Here is a 17,171-nt window from a genome sequence, read left to right as displayed (position 1 = left end):
AGCTAAAAGGTGGGGGGGCTTCGCTCGCCACCCTGCTGCTCCAATGCCGGGTAAGTCAGCTTGAGCCCGTGGGCCTTTGCGGCAGGGTTCAATATCGCCCTGCTCGACTTATCCTTGTCCATGATGTGGATGACCTCGACCTCGCGGAGCAGTAGATAGTCGGCGATGATCCTGCGATGGCAGCGCCACCAGACCGCTTCCGCACACATGATGACGCACCGTTGGGTTTCGCCGAGCGCCAGGAGCCGGTTCAGACCGTCCTCGAACTCCTGCGAGAGCGCGTAGTCGGCGTAATTGTGGAAACTGCGATTGGTCCAGAATGCGTTGGTTTCTGCGCAGACGCTTCTAGACTTCTTTCGCAGCCCTCCCAGCTCCAGGAGCTGCTCATGGTTGATCCCCAGCCGGGCCAATTCAGCAGGCAAGGTATCCAGGTTGTACTGGGGATTCGTCCGGGATCGCGGAACCGTTCGCACATCGACCACAGTGTCGATATCAAAGCTTGCGATTGTTTCCACGAACTGTTCGAGGGTCCTGGTCGAATGACCTATCGTATAAACACAGCTCATGACGAAGACCCTCGACACCGCACGGTCAATGACTGCCGGATTCGGCGCTCACGGCATATTTTTCCATCAGTTTGAGCGTGACACCATTGGTCCAGCCGAAGCCATCCTGCAACTCATATTCACCCCCGCCGCCACCCTGTCCCGCGCCGGATACGTCGTATTTCTCCACCAACTTGTCCTCGGCGCGATAGAGATTCTGCACCTGCTGCAAAAAGCGCGTGCCGATCTGCTCTGCCAGCGCGGTTTGCCCATAACGGTTCAAACCTTCCACCGCCACCCATTGCAGCGGCGCCCAGCCATTGGGCTCATCCCACTGCTGACCGTTGCTGACTTGGGTAGTCGCGATACCACCCGGACGCAGCAAGCCCGAACGTACCGCCTCGGCAGTACGACCCGCACGCTCGGCCGAGGCCAAACCGGTGTACAACGGAAACAGCGTCGCGGCGGTCAGGTTGGGGCGTTGCTGCTTCAGTTGCCAGTCATAGTCCACGTAATAACCGCGATCGGCCTTCCACAAATGCTGCTCGATGGCACGCTGGCGCAGGTCGGCGCGGTGGCCATAGGTCTGGACACAGGGCACGTTCTGGACGGTTGCGCAGGCCTTGGCGATGGTACGTTCCAGGTGATACATCAGGCTGTTGAGGTCCACCGGCACGATAGACGTGGTACGTATCGTCGTCAGGTCCTTGTTGTCGCCCAGCCAGCGGGAGCTGAAGTCCCAGCCACTTTCGGCGCCGGCACGCAGGTCGCGCCAGACCTGCGGTTTCGCCCTGTCCGTCGTCTGTTCGGCAGTCTTGACGTCCTGCAACCATGACTCCTGCCGCGGCGTTGGGCTGGCATCCCAGTAGCGATTGAGCACGCTGCCATCCGCCAGCTTGACCACATGCCGGTCAGCCGTGCCGGGCTTGAGCGCCTGCGCGCCAGCCATCCAGTAGGCATATTCCTTCTGCAGTTGTGGCAAGTACCGATTGTAGGCCTGGTCACCCTCGATGTGCGCCTGCAACTCCACCATATAGGCAAAGAACGGCGGCTGGGAGCGGCTCAGGTAGTACGTGCGGTTGCCGTTGGGGATGTGGCCGTAGGTGTCGATCATGTAGGCGAAGTTGTCGACCATCTGTCGAACCTGGGCCTTGTCGCCGCTTTGCTCAAGACCGAGCATGGTGAAATAGGAGTCCCAGTAATACATCTCGCGAAAACGCCCGCCCGGCACCACATAAGGTTGGGGCAAGGGCAACAGGCTGCTGTATTGAGGCACTTCCCTGTAGGTTCGACTCAGCACCGGCCAGAGATTGTCGATGTGCTCCCGGATCGGCGCGCCGGGTTTCGGTGCCGGACTTTCGGCTTCGCCGGACTCGGTGAAATTGTTCTTCACGAAGGTCTTGAGGTCGAAGCCGGCGCTTTCACGGCGGGCCAGGTAATCGGCACGGATCAACGCCGGGTCACGGTCGGGCAGCGCGTCCACGAAGTGTTTCTGGTCGGTAAACACCTGACCGCGCTGCACCGCTTCGAACAGCTCCGGGTAGGCCTGGTCAGGTGGCGAGTTCGCCCGTCCCTGGGCATCGGCGTAGCTCCATGTTGCCGGTGATTGACTGGAACAGGCCGCGCAAAGCACGACGGCGAAGGACAGGCTGGTGAATTGCAAAGGTCGCATCAGTGGACTCCCTGTTATCGTTCCTGGACAAACGAGTGACATGAGAGAGTGACACTGGGTTCATTTAAATCGCCGGATCGATGGAGTTTGGCGTTTGCGCCGCAACGTCAGGCCCAGGATCACGAAGCATTCGCCAGCATGGTTTGATTGCGGCCCCGGGCCTTGGCCATGTAGAGCGCCTGGTCGGCTTGCTTGAGCAGGTCTTGCGCCGTCACCTCCTCCATGAGCACCATGACTGCCAGGCCAATGCTCACCGTCACGAAGCCGAACGGCGACCTGGCATGGGGCCGCGCCATGGCTTCCACGGCTTCGCCCAGAGCCTGGGCATGCCGTAGCGCGCTCTCGATATTGGGGGCCGTGGTGATAAGGACAAACTCTTCGCCCCCATAGCGCGCCACCAGATCACCGGCTCGCTGGGCATGGACCTTCAGTGTATTGGCAATGCTTCGCAGACAGTCGTCGCCAGCCTGATGCCCATAATGGTCGTTATAGCTCTTGAACAAGTCCACATCGATCAGCATCAGCGACAGCAGGCTTCCCGTACGCACCGAGCGTCGCCATTCATTAACCAGGACTTCATCGAAATGACGGCGGTTGGCAATTCCCGTCAGGCCATCAGTGGTGCTCAGCACAACCAACTGACGATTGGCCTCCTCAAGCGCCGCAGTCCGGTCCTTGACCTTGAGTTCCAATTGCTCCTGGGCGTCCTGGATCCGATCCGCCATCGAGGCAAAGTCTCGGGCCAGTTCGCCAATTTCGTCGGCGGAGCGGATCGGCAGCATGTCGTGGCTCAGGCGTTCCCTGGACAAACCAAGCGAACGTGTCGCCTGCATCAGGCGAAACAGTGGAATGGCCACTTGTTTCTGCAGAATGGAACGCAGGATGAAGATTTCCACCAGCAGGGTCAGCAGTCCCAGGGCAACCACGATCAGCAGGTTGTCGACAATTGCCGGCACCATCTGCGCCCGGGGAAAGTGCACGGCGAGCGCCCAAGGCGTACCGGGCACGATGCCCATCGCGACAATGTCGTCGCGTGTCTGCACCACCACTGCCTGGCCGGGCGCCAGCGAGGGCACTGTATCAAGAAGCGGATAGTCGCCGTCCAGCCCGAGCGAACGGATGGAGGCCTTGCCTTCGCTGGCTTCGACCTGATCCATCTTGCCCGGGTAGTAGATCAGCGTGCCGTCGCCATCGGCGATGAACATGGTGCTGTATGCACCGTCCACGAAGGGTTTGGCCGTGCGCTTCATGAGTTCATCGAGCAGCACATCGACACAGGCCAGGATCTGGTGCTTGCCGGAGGTGTCGGCCACGTCGGGCGTGGCGACCGTGGTCATCCAGGCGTTGTTGGAGGCATCCCAGTACATCCGGGTGAACAGCGTTTCGCTGCCGGGGCTCGCAAAGCCCCGCGCATAGAACTCATAGGTCTCCAGCTTCAGGGCATCCGCCCCCGAATAGGTAAAGACCTTGGCGATGTCGGCCTGCTGGTAGATGGGAAAGCCCTTCTCCGGCACCACGCCATAGAAATTGAACAGCCGCCCCTTAGCACTGGAACCGTATTTGTACGAGAGGATATACGACAGGGCAAACCGCGCCTTGATGTCATCGTTGGGTGGAATGTCGGGCGCGTAAGTGGCTGACATTCCGGCGAAGCGACGGCCATCCGGCAGCGGGTCGCCTTCGAACAGCATTGGTCGCTGGGTATAGGAACCGTCTTCGTGCCGGTAGAAGATCCGGTCGAAGTCCTGCACCAGTGCAGCCCGGCTTTCCGGATTGGCCAGGATACTCTTGAACTCGCTGAGGAAATTGCGCTGCAGGTCCTTTATTTCGTTGAATGGCAGAGATTCGCGTTGCAAGGTCTGCTCGGTGGAGAGCAACAATTGCGTGGTAATCGCTTTTTCCAGCGAGGACAGGTTCACATAATAGGAAATCGCACCGGCACACAATGAAACCAGGCCGATCCGCAGGACTGCCAGGCGCAGCGCACGGGCTGTGAGTGAGCGTTTGCTGGAGGTGAAACCTGAGTCTTCTTGCACCATCGCTTGCTCTCCGATCCAACATCTCGCCAACGCCAATGCGCCTATGAGCTATATCGGCTCGACCGCCCAAGGCTGGAGTTTTCCAGACGACTTTCACGCCAATCCGCCGGACGAGCCTTCCATCCCACCAGGTGACGAACGACGACAGGCGCGACTCAAGCCTGAGTCAACCCAGCCGATAACTATCGAGGAGAGGCTTCTTTGGCCCCACCGTGTCCTGCCGGTTTCTTAGGGTAATTTTCGATGGTCCTGTCGCTTGACCGTTTGCTGGTGCTTGGCGTTCTGATGCTCATGGCTGCAAGCGGATTCTCGCCGAATGCCGCGGCAGAGCCCGCGCTGCGCATCGTTACGGAGGAACTGCCGCCCTATAACATGACGCAGGACGGGCGGATGACCGGCATGAGCACCGAGGTGGTCCAGGCCGTGCTCAAGGAGGTCGGTATGCAGGCTCCGATCCAGTCCATGCCCTGGGCGCGTGCCTATCAAACAGCGCTCGATGACAATAACGTGCTGATCTACTCCATCGCCCGCACCCCTGAACGCGAATCGCTTTTCCAATGGGTCGGCGCCATCGCGCCGACCCGCTGGTATCTGTATTCGCTGGCTGACCGTCCCGTAAAGCTCAACTCGCTGGACGATGCCCGCGGTCACCAGATCGCCACCGTCAACCAGGACGTGGGCGAGCAATACCTGGTTTCGAAGGGTTTTCGTATCGGCGAGGAACTGCAGTCGAGCACCAAGTACGAGCACAACTACCGCAAGCTCAAAGTCGACCATGTGGAGATGTGGATTTCCAACGAACTCAACGCGCAATACCTGGTTCGCCAGAACGGTGAAAATCCGGCCGAGGTGCTGGTACGTTCGCTGCCGATTCCCGATTTAAGCAGCGATGCAGGCCTGAGCATGGCGTTCAGCCGAAAGACGCCGACCGAGATCGTAGAGAAATTCCGCGCCGGCCTGGAAGCCATCCACCGCAATGGCGTCTACGACGCCATCCTGCACAAATGGCTATGAGATGGCGCGTAACTCCGAGACTCCTTCAGCCCAGCCACAGGTCAAGGCGTTCAGCTCGCTAGGGCGTCGCCTGGTACTCGCGACACTGTTGTTCTGCCTCCTTTTTACCCTGGCAATGGTCACGTTGCGCACCTGGCTCGCCTGGGAAAACAACCTGACGGAAATGAACTCGGAGCTGGTCCTGATCGATCAGGTGTTCCAGAACACCTTGTCCCACGCCATCTGGGAACTGGACCGTGAATCCCTGGGCAAGCAACTCTCCAGCGTCGCCAAGGCCGCGCCGGTGGGTCGCGTGGTGCTCAAGATCCTGCGGCCCGGTCAATCGCCCGAGATCATCGAACTCAATCGATACGCCGTCGTCATGTCCGGCCCGGCGCCCGTGCTGCAACATGAACTCATCGCGCAACCCTACGAAGGCGCCAGCGAAAAGGTCGGTGAGCTGAGCATCGAAGGCGATAACAACCTGCTCTGGGAACGGCTCTGGAGTGAAGTGCGCAGTATCGTCATCACCCAGGTGATCCAATCGCTGCTGCTGGCCGGGTTGGTCATGACCGTATTCAATCGCCTGGTGACCGTGCATGTCATCCACATTGCCCGGCACCTGGGCCAACTGACGCCACAGACCCTCAGGCAGCACTTCAAGCTGCAGCGTTCGGTGCGCCGCCAGGACGAACTGAGCCTGCTCGAATCCCAGCTCAACGAACTCCAGGACAACCTTCATACTCACTTGGAACGCCAGCGCCTGGATGAACGGGCCATGGAGGCCAGCCGGGATCAACTGGCCGAGCTGGTCGAGGCGCGTACTGCAGAACTCAAGGCGGCCAACCAGGCGCTCGAAGCCCTGTCACGCCAGGATCCGTTGACCGGGCTGCCCAACCGTCGTTATTTCGATGAACTGAAGGAAGTCGAATTTCGTCGTGCGCTTCGCCATAAGACCCCACTGTCGGTGCTCATGTGCGACGTCGATTTTTTCAAGCTCTACAACGACACCTACGGCCATATACAGGGTGACCAGTGCCTGCAGCAAATTGCCGAAACCCTTCGCGGCGTCTTCGGACGCTCGGGCGAGCTGACCGCACGGATGGGTGGCGAGGAGTTCGTCGTGATGCTGCCCAACTTCAACGCAGAACAGGCCTACGACGCGGCCCAACGGGTCCGTGCCAGCCTGGCCAAGCGCGAACTGCCCCATAGCGCCTCAGCAGTATCCCCCTTTGTCACCCTGAGCATCGGCGTCGCCGAGCTTGACCCTCAGACCATGGATCACTTCGACCTGTTGCTGCAACGTGCCGACCAGGCTTTGTATCGGGCGAAACATCAAGGACGTAATTGCGTTGCCTTCTAAACCAGTGAGGCCTTTATGCACTATCGACTGACGCTCTGCTTATGTTTGCTCTTGGCCTTGACCAGCCTGCACAGTCACGCCGAGGGGATCGAAGTCGTCACCGAAGACTCGCTGTACGCGTATCTGCGCGACGGCAAACTCGTCGGGCCGGGCACCCGCGTCGTCGAGCAAACCCTGGATAAAGCCGGGCTGACCGACCACCATATCCTGCTGTACCCCTGGGCCCGGGCTTACGATAAGGCCCTGCATGAGCCCAATGTACTGATCTATCCCATGGACCGCACGGTGTTGCGAGAGCCGTTGTTCAAGTGGGTGGGCGAACTGGAGCGGGTGACCATCAAACTCTACAAGCTGCGCGAGCGCCACGACATTACCCTGAGCAATCTCGAGGATGCCAAGCTCTACACCGTGGGCGTGGTACGCAACGATTCCAAGCAGTTGCTCATGCAACAACAGGGATTTACCCGGTTGGTGGTATCGGCGGATCGTCGCGATAACTTCCAGAAACTGCTCCACCGTCAGGTCCAGCTCTTGCCAATGCCGGAGAACGCGGCACGGATCATCTGCGACGAAGAGCATGTGGCGTTCGCCGACCTGGAGGAGGTCTACTCCTTCGATGAACGCCCTGCCAGGGTCTTCATGGCCTTCAGTCTGAGCACGCCGGATGAGATCGTCGCCCGGGCGCAGCGCGCTTTCGAGCAGCTCGAGGCTTCGGGCGAAGTGGCGCGGATCATGCGGGAAGAGCGTTAAAGCATTGTGGGAAGCCTGCGCGCGAAAGCGATGGGGCTGCTGACCTCGATACTGAGTGTTCCGCCGTTATCGCGAGCAGGCTCCCACAGGCACTTGGCTTGGCTGACATCAGGCAAGCCTGGCATGGCAAAGGTTTCCACCCTTTCGCCGATACAGGTCTGATAGGCTAGCCGGCTCGCACGCAACGCCATCGAGAATCAACGACTAAGGAGAGTTGACGGACATGATTGTCGGCATTGACCTGGGCACCACCCATAGCCTGATCGCGGCATGGCGCGATGGCGCCGCGCAGCTGGTACCCAATGCACTTGGCGAGTGGCTGACCCCCAGCGTGGCGGGCCTGGACGACGAAGGTCGGATGATGGTCGGGCGCGCGGCGCTGGAACGTCTGCAAACCCATCCACAGCTCACGACTTCGCTATTCAAACGCTACATGGGCAGCGCCCGACTTACCACGCTCGGCAACCGTCAGTTCCGCGCCGAGGAACTGTCGGCCATGGTCCTGCGCAGTCTGCGCGAGGATGCCGAACGACATTTCGGCGAGCCGGTCGAGGAAGCCGTCATCAGCGTCCCGGCCTATTTCAACGATGCCCAGCGCAAAGCCACGCGTATCGCCGGTGAGCTGGCCGGGCTCAAGGTCGAACGACTCATCAACGAACCCACGGCCGCCGCTCTCGCCTATGGGTTGCACCAGCGCGACAACGCCAGCACGTTTCTGGTGTTCGACCTCGGCGGCGGGACCTTCGACGTGTCCATACTGGAGCTGTTCGAAGGTGTGATGGAGGTACGGGCCAGTGCCGGCGACAACTACCTTGGCGGGGAAGACTTCGACACACTGCTGCTCCAGGCTTTCGTGGCCGCCCAGGCTGGCTCCGCCGCAGGCCCGTTGCCCCTGGACGACACACAGCTGTTCGGCCGCTTGCGCCGTGAAGCCGAACGCGTGCGCAAAGCCCTCGGGAATGAGCCGAGCGCCACGTTCTCGGCACGCCAGGGCGAGGACGAATGGCGCCACGAATACACCCAGGCGGCAATGGCTGAACTTTACGCCCCGCTGCTCACCCGACTTCGCGCCCCCATCGAAACGGCCCTGCGCGATGCACGTATCCGCGCCAGTGAGCTGGACGAAGTCTTGTTGGTGGGAGGCACCACCCGCATGCCTCTGATTCGCAAACTGACGGCCGGCCTGTTCGGGCGTTTCCCATCGATCCAGCTCAACCCCGACGAAGCAGTGGCGTTGGGCGCCGCCGTGCAGGCTGGACTGAAAAGCCGTGATGCGGCGCTCGAAGAAGTGGTGCTCACGGATGTCTGCCCGTATTCGATGGGTATCGAGATTTCGGTCGAGTACGGCAACAAACTCGAAACCGGCCACTACCTGCCAATCATCGAGCGCAATTGCGTGGTACCGGTGAGCAAGGTCAAGCGCGTGGTGACCTTGCGTGACCAGCAGAAAGTGGTCCTGTTGAAGGTCTATCAGGGCGAAAGCCGCCAGGTCAGCGAAAACATTCTCCTCGGTGAACTGGAAATACCTGTGCCGCCCATGCCAGCGGGGGAAGTGAGTATCGACGTGCGCTTCACTTATGACACCAACGGCCTGCTGGAAGCCGATGCGCTGACCGTCCAGACCGGAGAACGGCGCAATCTGGTGATCGCCAACAACGCCGGCGTACTCGACGAGGAAGAGATCGCCCAGCGCCTCAAGACCCTCGAATCACTGAAGATCCATCCCCGTGACGAGCAGCCCAACACCTTGTTGATCGCCCGGCTGGAACGTCTTTACCAGGAAAGCCGTGGTGAATTGCGCCATCGGGTCGATGACCTGGCCACGCGTTTTGCGCAGATGCTCGACACCCAGGAACTGCACGACATCCGCGCGCTACGGATGCAGATCACCGAGCAGCTCGAAGCGTTGGAGCAGGATGTCTGGCGATGAGCTGTTGGGAAGTATTGGGTCTGCCAGCGGATGCCGACAAGCGCAGCGTCAAGCGCCAGTATGCAAGCCTGCTCAAACGCCATCGGCCTGACGAAGACCCCGAGGGCTTCCAGCGGCTGCGTGAGGCTTACGAACAGGCGCTGGAGTGGAGCGAATGGCGGCAGCAAGAGGACGTGGTAGTCGAGCCGCTGCCTGCGCCCATTGACCTGTTCCTTGCGCAGCCGCTTGAATCACAAGCCCCCTCCCCAGCCCAGCGCTTGGCTGTTCAATGCCTGGAAGCGATCACGGCGAGCAACCTCGCCGATCGCCTGGCCCAGGCTCGCCTTTACGGATGCGCGCGAGAATTCGAACACGGCCTGCTGCACCATTGCCTGATCGACGAGGACAATTACGCTCTCGCCGAGGCCGCCATTGAACAGCTGCACTGGCTGACGCCTTGGCAACACGAGGACCTGCCTCGTGCAACCCTCGAGCAACTGCGCGGCAAACTCATGGAGCTGGCCGAGGCTCGCCTGAATGCAGCTTGCGCTGACACCGGACGCTTCCTCGAACTGGCCCGGGAACTGGCTGCCAGCCCGTGGCTGCAAGGGTTGGATGCGCGCCAATGGTTGAATCAGAGCCTGGCCATCGCACTCCTGCAAGCACCAGGCTGGTCGGAACAATTGTTCGACGCCATCTGTGCGCAGCAGGGCTGGAAGCAGACCGGCCACCACAGCCTCTGCCCCGAGCCGTGGTGGAGTCAACTTCTGGCTCGCAGCCATTGCCACACGTTTGTCCAGCAACAGAACCGTCTCACTCAACTATTCGACAGCAGTGAGTCTCAAGCAGCGCGCATGCTGTTTGGAGCCTTCGACGAGGACGCCCGGATACGCTTGAGCCTGACGTTCAGCGATACCGATTGGGAGGCTTGCGAAGCGTTATATCGCACTGTTGAGCTTCGCTACCCACAATTGCTGTACCAGATGCCGCAACTTGCACCGGACAACTGGCGACCGCGGCGTCGGCGACCACCGGTCCTGGTCGTGCCCATGGCGATCCTCAGCGCGTCCGCTTGTATGAGCTGGTTCCTGGAATATCGCCTGGGTGGCTCGTTCTATACCAGCGTGGTCGACATGCTCCTTCGCGCGCTGTCGCTCGGCATCATCGCCTGGGGACTCCATGCCGTCTGCAAACCGCTGAGCCGTATCGCCTGGCGTCTGGACCAAAAGCTTCATGCACGCCTGGGGCACTGGCTGAGCCTGCGACGCCCTGCCCCGCTACCGATCCGCGAGAGCCTATGGGTCGCGCTGCTGGGCGGAGTCATTTACCTGGCCGGAGGTATTCTCGGGGCAGTAACGTATTTCAACAGCCTCGCCGTATTGGCGGTCCTGAGCGGGAAAGCGTTCTCCGAACGCTGCGCGTCCCTTCTCTCCCGCGTTTATGAGCGCGTGCCCGGGGACATACTTGTCGGTTTCCTCCTCGGCATCCTGGTCCCCCTTGTTCTGCTGGGCAACGTCCTGGCCGGCAATGCATCCCTCGCCGCGAATGAAGGCCTGCAGGCCTGGCCGCAGCGAACCTGCGCCGCCCGCCAGCAAACGGCCTCCCCCTGCCCATCCCAACTGTCCGCCGACCAGTGGCATGTGCCCAACGCGACCAAGGCAGGCCAGCCATGATCAGCGGCCGCGCGTTCGCAACCGCCGTGCTCGTGTTGTTGGGCTTGAGCTGGCTGGTCCAACAGATAGACCCGGTGCGTATCGACTATGGGACCCGCTTGCGCTGGCAGGAGGTAGAGCAGATAAACACCTGCCTGGTAGAAGGCGCAGACCTGCTGGAACAGCGCTATACCGACTACCGCAACCTCGTTGCCCAGTCCCAGGAAACGAATGGGCGCTGGAGGAGCTTTGCCGGTTTCGGCATGGGCTCGGGCGACGTTATTACCCCCAAGGGAGCGCAACCATCGCCATGCTATCGGTGGTTCGGCGGTGGCGAACCGGGCAGCTTGCAATACCTTGCCAAGAACTACCTCGGGGCATATGACTACCTGCGCCCGAACGCCGAGGCTGCCGAACGATGGCTTGCGACTCGGGCACAAGACAGGCCTCCCTTCGAGCCCATCGGACGGGCCCTGGCGCTGCATTTGCAGGACGCACGCGACCAGGCGATACCTTTGCGCCAAGCCCTGGAGCAACCGCAGATACTGATTCGCGAAGAGCAATTGGCATCCATCGAAGAGCGCCTGGGACATGACCAGCATTGGTACACGCTGCGCTTCATGATCAGCGCACGCCAAACCATCAATGCCCTCGACGCAATGAGCAACGGCGCCTCACTGACGCCTCAACAGTTGCTGAACCTGCATCAATCCCTGGCAACCCGTTGGGCGGATGCAGATAACTTCGTACGGGCGCTTCCCCGTTTACGCTCTGCTGATGGCGGCCCGCCGGTGTGGAGCAAGATCAGTCTGACGGGCGAGGAATGGCTCGCCTCTCTCAATCGCCTGCAACAACACTGGGCTTCTGGAGCCGACGCGGCGGAGCTGAATCAGGACCTGGCGGCGGCCCGGGCCGGTTACGACGAGTTGCAGTCGCGGTACAACTTGGCGGTAGCGAAGCAGTATTGATTGACGGGTCTGGCTATCCGGTGCGTAGCAGTCCTGTGTTTTCAGGGCGGCTATACAGCCTTGAGCAAATACGGCTAGGCGAGCACCTATCGGCATAACCGATCCTGTCGTCCAACGTCCTTCCAGGAGCCTGTACCCGGTGCCCGCCAAATCGACCAATGCTGCCTACATAAAGCGCTTCAACAGCGTACTCGCCTACATCGACGCCAACCTCGAAGGCGACCTGTCGGTGAATACGCTGAGCCAAGTGGCGAACTTCTCGGCGTTTCACTTCCACCGGCAGTTCACCGCATACATGGGTTTGCCTGTCGCACGGTACGTGCAACTGATGCGTCTGCGGCAGGCGGCCAATCGCCTGGCGTCGCGTGCAGATTATGCGGTACTGGAGGCAGCCCTCGATGCCGGTTTCGAAAGCCCCGAAGCGTTCAGCAGGGCCTTCAGGCGGGCCTTCGGCGTGGCGCCGAGTACGTTTCGGCAGCAACCGAGCTGGCAGGTCTGGAATGCGGCGTTTGAAATTCCCCACTTTTCCAGGAGCGTCATCATGCAACTTCAGATCGTGGATTTTCCCGAAGTCAGGGTCGCCACACTCGAGCATCGCGGCCCGGCACAGCATCTGGATGAAAGCGTGCGTCATTTCATCCAGTGGCGCATGCAAAGCGGACAATCGCCGGTGGCAACGAGTCGCACCTTCGGCATCCCCTTCAATAACCCCGATACCACACCGCCAGAGGCGTTTCGCTTCGCCATTTGCGGTGAGATACACCAGGCTGTCACACCTAACACCTTCGGCGTACGGGAATCCCTCATCGCCGGCGGCCGCTGCGCCGTGGTGCGACACGTGGGCTCGACAGACCTCATCAGCGAAAGCATCTACCCGATCTACCGCGACTGGCTTCCGAACAGCGCAGAAGAGCTTCGTGACCAGCCGCTGTTCTTCCACTACCTGAGCGTGTACCCAGAGACACCTAAGGACCAATGGGAGACAGATATCTATGTACCGCTGCGGTAGGTTTTTTGGGATGTAACCAAGACCCTGTGGGAGCCGGGCTTGCCCGCGATGGCGGAGGCATAGTCAACATCTGTGTTACAGACATTCCGCTATCGCGAGCAGGCTCGCTCCCACAGTGGATTCGGGGTGTACGCAGCCTTTGGACATGCCACAAGACCCTGTGGGAGCCGGGCTTGCCCGCGATGGCGGAGGCACAGTCAACATCTGTGTGACTGACATTTCGCTATCGCGAGCAGGCTCGCTCCCACAGTGGGTCCGGGGTGTACGCAGCTTTTGGCATAGGCCACAAGACCCTGTGGGAGCCGGGCCTGCCCGCGATGGCGGAGGTACAGTCAACATCTGTGTGACAGACATTCCGCTATCGCGAGCGGGCTCGCTCCCACAGTGGATTCGGGGTGTACGCAGCCTTTGGCGTATGCCACAAGCTCCTGTGGGAGCCGGGTTTGCCCGCGATGGCGGAGGCATAGTCAACATCTGTGTTACAGACATTCTGCTATCGCGAGCAGGCTCGCTCCCACAGTGGATTCGGGGTGTACGCAGCCTTTTGCATAGGCCACAAGACCCTGTGGGAGCCGGGCTTGCCCGCGATGGCGGAGGCATAGTCAACATCTGTGTTACAGACATTCCGCTATCGCGAGCAGGCTCGCTCCCAGATTGGATTGGTCAAACCCGCCCTGGACCAATCACCGCCCTAGGTCAAAAGCCGAAACCAACGATCCTGCGTCGCCTCGTCACGCGCAGAGGCACGTTCGGCCAGGAAACCACACCGTTCAAGCACCTTCGTCGAGCCGATATTGCCCACGTAGACATTGGCAACCAACTGCTGAAGCCTCCAATGCGACCGCGCGACCTGGATCAAATGTCTCACCGCCAGCGTCGCCATACCCCGTCCACAAGCGCCCTGTGCAATTCGATAGCCCACCTCTGCTGACCGCGCGGACTCATCGATGGCCTTCAGGTTGGCTCGACCGATTATCTTTCCGTCAGCCTCTTCGATGACAAACGGATGCCAGGTTCCCGCGGCGAAGTCAGACAGATAAGCGGCAATATGGTCGCAGACGCCCTGTACCGAGTAGAAAGCGGCATCCCTCGCATCGATATGTTGTTCGAACCATGCGCGATTCGCCAATTCAAACGCCAGCAATGCCTCGGTATCAGAACGTTGCAGTACCCGAATCCTCACGGAGTCCATAAGTGTCCTTCCTGTTGGAACCGTAGAAACGCACGTCATTACACCCCCCTTCAAATCGGCCGATCCAGCACCCTGGCATTCCATTGCGCCCGGTAGCGCTCTCGCCACCCCGGACTGCCTTTATCCAGCCACTCCAATGTCGCCTCGATACTGTCCGGGCTGACGATGAAGTGATTGATATGTTCCTCGATCCGCTCGTGGGACAAATGCAGCGAATCCAGATAGCCGGTGAAGGAACTCGCCAACACGACGTACTCGTCGCCTTGCTGGCGGCGGCCGGTCCAGGCGGGCAGGCCTGCGACCATCGCGGCCACGTCCTGGCGACCCTCCCGCAGGTCCAGGAGCAAGAGGCTTGCACCGCCGTCACGTCCGATCGGCAGCAGTCCGCTCGCGGGGAAGCCGGGCTCCGCCCGTAGCTGCTCCAGCTCAAAGGGATTGGACTCATACGCTTTGTCCGGATCCAGCCCATACAGCGAAAAACTCATCAGTTCCTCGTCGCCGTTGGCCAGGGTCGCGACGACATCGTATTCCACGCAGGCGCCGTTGCAGGTCTTGAGAAACTGTCGATAGTCTTCCGGCAGGCGGGCGCCAAGGCTGGCTTCCAGTTGCGAGATAGCAAGGTCCGTGGCACCTGTATGGGTGCGTTCAAGGATCAATCCGTGATATTCGATCATTGGAGTCTCACAAGCGCATGATGTGGAGGCGGTACTCGGCCAGTGGCCTGTACGTTAATTTGAGTGAACGAATCAGCGGCGCCACTAGCCCTTGGCCGGGGCCTTATCGGTCGGTTTCCGCTTTTTGGAAGCAGCCACCCTGTATTCACCGGTACCGGCCTCTGTTGCCAGGTGTGCGACCAATGGCTCATTGCGAGTGCTGTATTTCGCGGGTTTCCGGACCGTAGGGCGAGCGGTTTCAATAGGAGTCGCCTTCGCCGGGGCTGCCACCAGGAAAGCACCCGGTTCCATCGCAAACCGCTGCGCCAGCGCATACGCCATCTTGTGACTGATGGGCCGATCCCCGCTCAATACCTTGGACACCGCCGTCTTGTCGCCAATCTCGGGGAGGTCCGAGCCCGTGAGCCCGAGCGTCTCCATCAGGTCCCTGATCAATTGCACCGGCGTGCATGTCGCTTCAAAAGCAGCAGTGGCTTCGCGAAACTGGTCGGAGTCGCGCTGGTAGGCCAGTATTTCGTCTTCGAGTTCGACGAGGATTTTCTCCTCGACCTTGCTCAGCTCACGACCGTCGGTGAGTTCGTCAAGCAGGCCGGTCGCACGCTCATAGTCGGCGGGCGTCTTGATGCCATGCACGAACTCACCGCGCAGACGCTCCAGCACCGCGTGTAGCTCGCCAAGCGTTGCGATCACGGTCTGAAAGTCATTCCTGACTGCGCTCATCGTTTTACTCCTTTGTTTCTTGCATACCAGACGTTGGCAACGTCGTAATCGGCATGTGTGCAGATGTGTTTGACGTAGAATTTCTGTCGGATGTAGTGGACACCCCCTATCACCCTGAGATTGTTGCCACCTACGTCAATCACGACCCAATTCACCGTGGCCCTCGGCTTGAACAGATCGATACCGTGGGTACCGAACAGTTTTTGCAGGTCCGCGAATGCTGTCGGACGGGCCATCTTCAACATGCGCCGGCATCGATCGAGCCCGGCCTTGTCGTTCGGGTACAGAATGGCAGCGGCGTCAAAACGTGATGGCTTGAGTATGTCCATAGGCTTCCCTGTCCCTGAGTCGGATGCTACTCCAGTTGTGTTTTTTCACAACCGGAATTTTTCGGCAATGGTGACGTTCAAAGAGCGCTCCCTGGAGAACGGTCGCGTTCCTGCTGCTGATACTGCCTGGGTGTGCACCCAAACTCCCGACGAAATACTGTGTGCAGATATTGCGCCGACTTGAAGCCGCAATTGCGGGCAATGTCTGCGATTGCCAAATCCGTCCTCTCCAACCCGCTGGCAGCCGCAGCCAACCTGAACCGCAAGATCTCATCATGCACGCTGCACCCCCGCTCCTTGCGGAAATGCGCTTCCAGCGACGACCGCGACACCCCGACATACCCCGCCACCTGCGCGGTCTTGATGCCCTGGCAAGCGTACTGGCGGATGAACAGCAGCGCCTGCATGACGTAGGGGTTACCCAATGGTTGATGCAGGCTGGAGGCCTGCACGTTGATTGCCTCGGGAGGTATCAATATCTGCGTGCCCGTGGACGGCATTCCGTGCAGCATCTGGTGAAGCAGGCGTGCGGCCGTGCGGCCCATGGTTTCAGTGCCTTGGATCACTGAGCTCAGGGGTACTCGGGTCAGGCTGCGGGTCAGTGGGTCGTTGTCGATGCCGATCAGCGCCACCTGCTCCGGCACCGCGATGCCCGCGGTCAGGCAGGCTTGCAGCAGTTGTCGGGCACGGGCATCGCTGACGGCGATGATGCCGATGGGTTTGGGCAGGCTTTGCAGCCAGGCGATCTGCTGTTCGACGGCACTGTCCCAAAGTGGCGCGCTGGTGCCCATGCCGCGATAGATCTCCGCCGGCACGCCATCTCGCTGCACCAGTGAACGGAAGGCTTTCTCCCGCTCCTGAGCCCAACGATTGGCTTGTGCTTCGGGCAGGCTGAAGCAGGCAAAGCGCGTGAGGCCGGCTTCGATCAAGTGCTCGTAGGCCAACTTCATCAGCGCGAAATTGTCGGTGGCGACATAGGGAATGCCCTTGGGATAGGCACGCTCATCCTGGTAGGAACCGCCCACCGCCACCACCGGCAAACGGATCCCGGCCAGCGCCTCGCCAATCAGCGGATCATCGAAGTCGGCGATGATCCCATCACCCTGCCAGCGTTCGATCCCTTTCAGCCGACACAGGAAATCCTCCTCGAGAAAGAGGTCCCAGGACGCGCGGGTGCTGCTCAGGTAATTGCCGATGCCGCTGATGATGCCGCGGTCGTAGATCTTGCTGCCATTGAACAACAGCGCAATGCGGTGGACGGGGGGGACGGTTTTCATTGTTTTCACCCTGGGCCGGTGAACACAGACTAGGCGCGCGCCCCTCGAAGCTCAATACAAAATCGAACTACCTGCTGGT

15 protein-coding genes are annotated in these 17,171 nt (G+C 60.4%); 7 read left to right on the top strand and 8 right to left on the bottom strand.

The window, feature by feature from the left end:
• Window positions 1-2 precede the first annotated feature (2 nt).
• From QZH45_RS13490 to QZH45_RS13480, 3 genes are all read right to left on the bottom strand, one after another.
• The gene (locus tag QZH45_RS13490) at window positions 3-515 is read right to left on the bottom strand and encodes a DUF488 domain-containing protein (RefSeq protein ID WP_237140477.1); all 513 of its coding nucleotides are present in this window, start codon (window positions 513-515) and stop codon (window positions 3-5) included.
• Window positions 516-591: 76 nt separating this feature from the next.
• Window positions 592-2,217: an alpha,alpha-trehalase TreA gene (gene treA / locus QZH45_RS13485; protein WP_055136189.1), complete on the bottom strand. Its 1,626-nt coding sequence runs from the start codon at window positions 2,215-2,217 to the stop codon at window positions 592-594.
• A gap of 119 nt (window positions 2,218-2,336) precedes the next feature.
• Window positions 2,337-4,256: a sensor domain-containing diguanylate cyclase gene (locus tag QZH45_RS13480; protein ID WP_055136190.1), complete on the bottom strand. Its 1,920-nt coding sequence runs from the start codon at window positions 4,254-4,256 to the stop codon at window positions 2,337-2,339.
• Between the two features lie 243 nt (window positions 4,257-4,499).
• On the opposite strand from QZH45_RS13480, the gene QZH45_RS13475 reads away from it, so the two are divergent.
• From QZH45_RS13475 to QZH45_RS13445, 7 genes are all read left to right on the top strand, one after another.
• The gene (locus QZH45_RS13475) at window positions 4,500-5,270 is read left to right on the top strand and encodes a substrate-binding periplasmic protein (protein ID WP_024780951.1); all 771 of its coding nucleotides are present in this window, start codon (window positions 4,500-4,502) and stop codon (window positions 5,268-5,270) included.
• A gap of 1 nt (window position 5,271) precedes the next feature.
• A complete protein-coding gene (locus QZH45_RS13470) occupies window positions 5,272-6,612 on the top strand; it encodes a GGDEF domain-containing protein (RefSeq protein ID WP_055136191.1) in 1,341 nt (446 codons plus the stop codon).
• 15 nt (window positions 6,613-6,627) lie between these two features.
• Window positions 6,628-7,362, top strand: coding sequence for a hypothetical protein (locus QZH45_RS13465; protein WP_053192220.1), 735 nt, complete (start codon window positions 6,628-6,630; stop codon window positions 7,360-7,362).
• A 223-nt stretch (window positions 7,363-7,585) separates the two neighbouring features.
• On the top strand, window positions 7,586-9,292 hold the full coding sequence (locus QZH45_RS13460) for a molecular chaperone HscC (protein ID WP_053192223.1): 1,707 nt from the start codon (window positions 7,586-7,588) through the stop codon (window positions 9,290-9,292).
• Window positions 9,289-10,944 (top strand): J domain-containing protein, encoded by a 1,656-nt coding sequence (locus tag QZH45_RS13455; RefSeq protein ID WP_024780946.1) that lies wholly within the window; start codon window positions 9,289-9,291, stop codon window positions 10,942-10,944. Before QZH45_RS13460 ends, QZH45_RS13455 begins: the two co-directional genes overlap by 4 nt.
• Window positions 10,941-11,891: a DUF3829 domain-containing protein gene (locus QZH45_RS13450; protein ID WP_024780945.1), complete on the top strand. Its 951-nt coding sequence runs from the start codon at window positions 10,941-10,943 to the stop codon at window positions 11,889-11,891. Before QZH45_RS13455 ends, QZH45_RS13450 begins: the two co-directional genes overlap by 4 nt.
• 139 nt (window positions 11,892-12,030) lie before the next feature.
• Window positions 12,031-12,900 (top strand): AraC family transcriptional regulator, encoded by an 870-nt coding sequence (locus QZH45_RS13445; RefSeq protein ID WP_069018166.1) that lies wholly within the window; start codon window positions 12,031-12,033, stop codon window positions 12,898-12,900.
• A gap of 691 nt (window positions 12,901-13,591) precedes the next feature.
• On the opposite strand, the gene QZH45_RS13440 is transcribed toward QZH45_RS13445, so the two are convergent.
• The 5 genes from QZH45_RS13440 to QZH45_RS13420 form a co-directional block, all read right to left on the bottom strand.
• Window positions 13,592-14,092 carry a GNAT family N-acetyltransferase gene (locus QZH45_RS13440; RefSeq protein WP_024780341.1) on the bottom strand — a complete coding sequence of 167 codons (501 nt, stop codon included), beginning with the start codon at window positions 14,090-14,092 and terminating at the stop codon, window positions 13,592-13,594.
• 50 nt (window positions 14,093-14,142) lie between these two features.
• On the bottom strand, window positions 14,143-14,766 hold the full coding sequence (locus QZH45_RS13435) for an SMI1/KNR4 family protein (protein ID WP_024780342.1): 624 nt from the start codon (window positions 14,764-14,766) through the stop codon (window positions 14,143-14,145).
• Between the two features lie 84 nt (window positions 14,767-14,850).
• Window positions 14,851-15,486 (bottom strand): helix-turn-helix domain-containing protein, encoded by a 636-nt coding sequence (locus tag QZH45_RS13430; protein WP_055136136.1) that lies wholly within the window; start codon window positions 15,484-15,486, stop codon window positions 14,851-14,853.
• On the bottom strand, window positions 15,483-15,815 hold the full coding sequence (locus QZH45_RS13425) for a type II toxin-antitoxin system HigB family toxin (RefSeq protein ID WP_055136137.1): 333 nt from the start codon (window positions 15,813-15,815) through the stop codon (window positions 15,483-15,485). The genes QZH45_RS13430 and QZH45_RS13425 overlap by 4 nt, the downstream gene beginning before the upstream one ends.
• Before the next feature lie 77 nt (window positions 15,816-15,892).
• Window positions 15,893-17,092, bottom strand: a complete 1,200-nt coding sequence (locus QZH45_RS13420) for a XylR family transcriptional regulator (RefSeq protein WP_024780345.1) — start codon at window positions 17,090-17,092, stop codon at window positions 15,893-15,895.
• Between the last annotated feature and the right edge of the window lie 79 nt (window positions 17,093-17,171).

This window comes from Pseudomonas corrugata, from assembly GCF_050920615.1.
Classification (GTDB): domain Bacteria; phylum Pseudomonadota; class Gammaproteobacteria; order Pseudomonadales; family Pseudomonadaceae; genus Aquipseudomonas; species Aquipseudomonas corrugata.
Note: the sequence above shows the minus strand (reverse complement) of the source record. Positions and strands in the feature narration are given on the sequence as shown.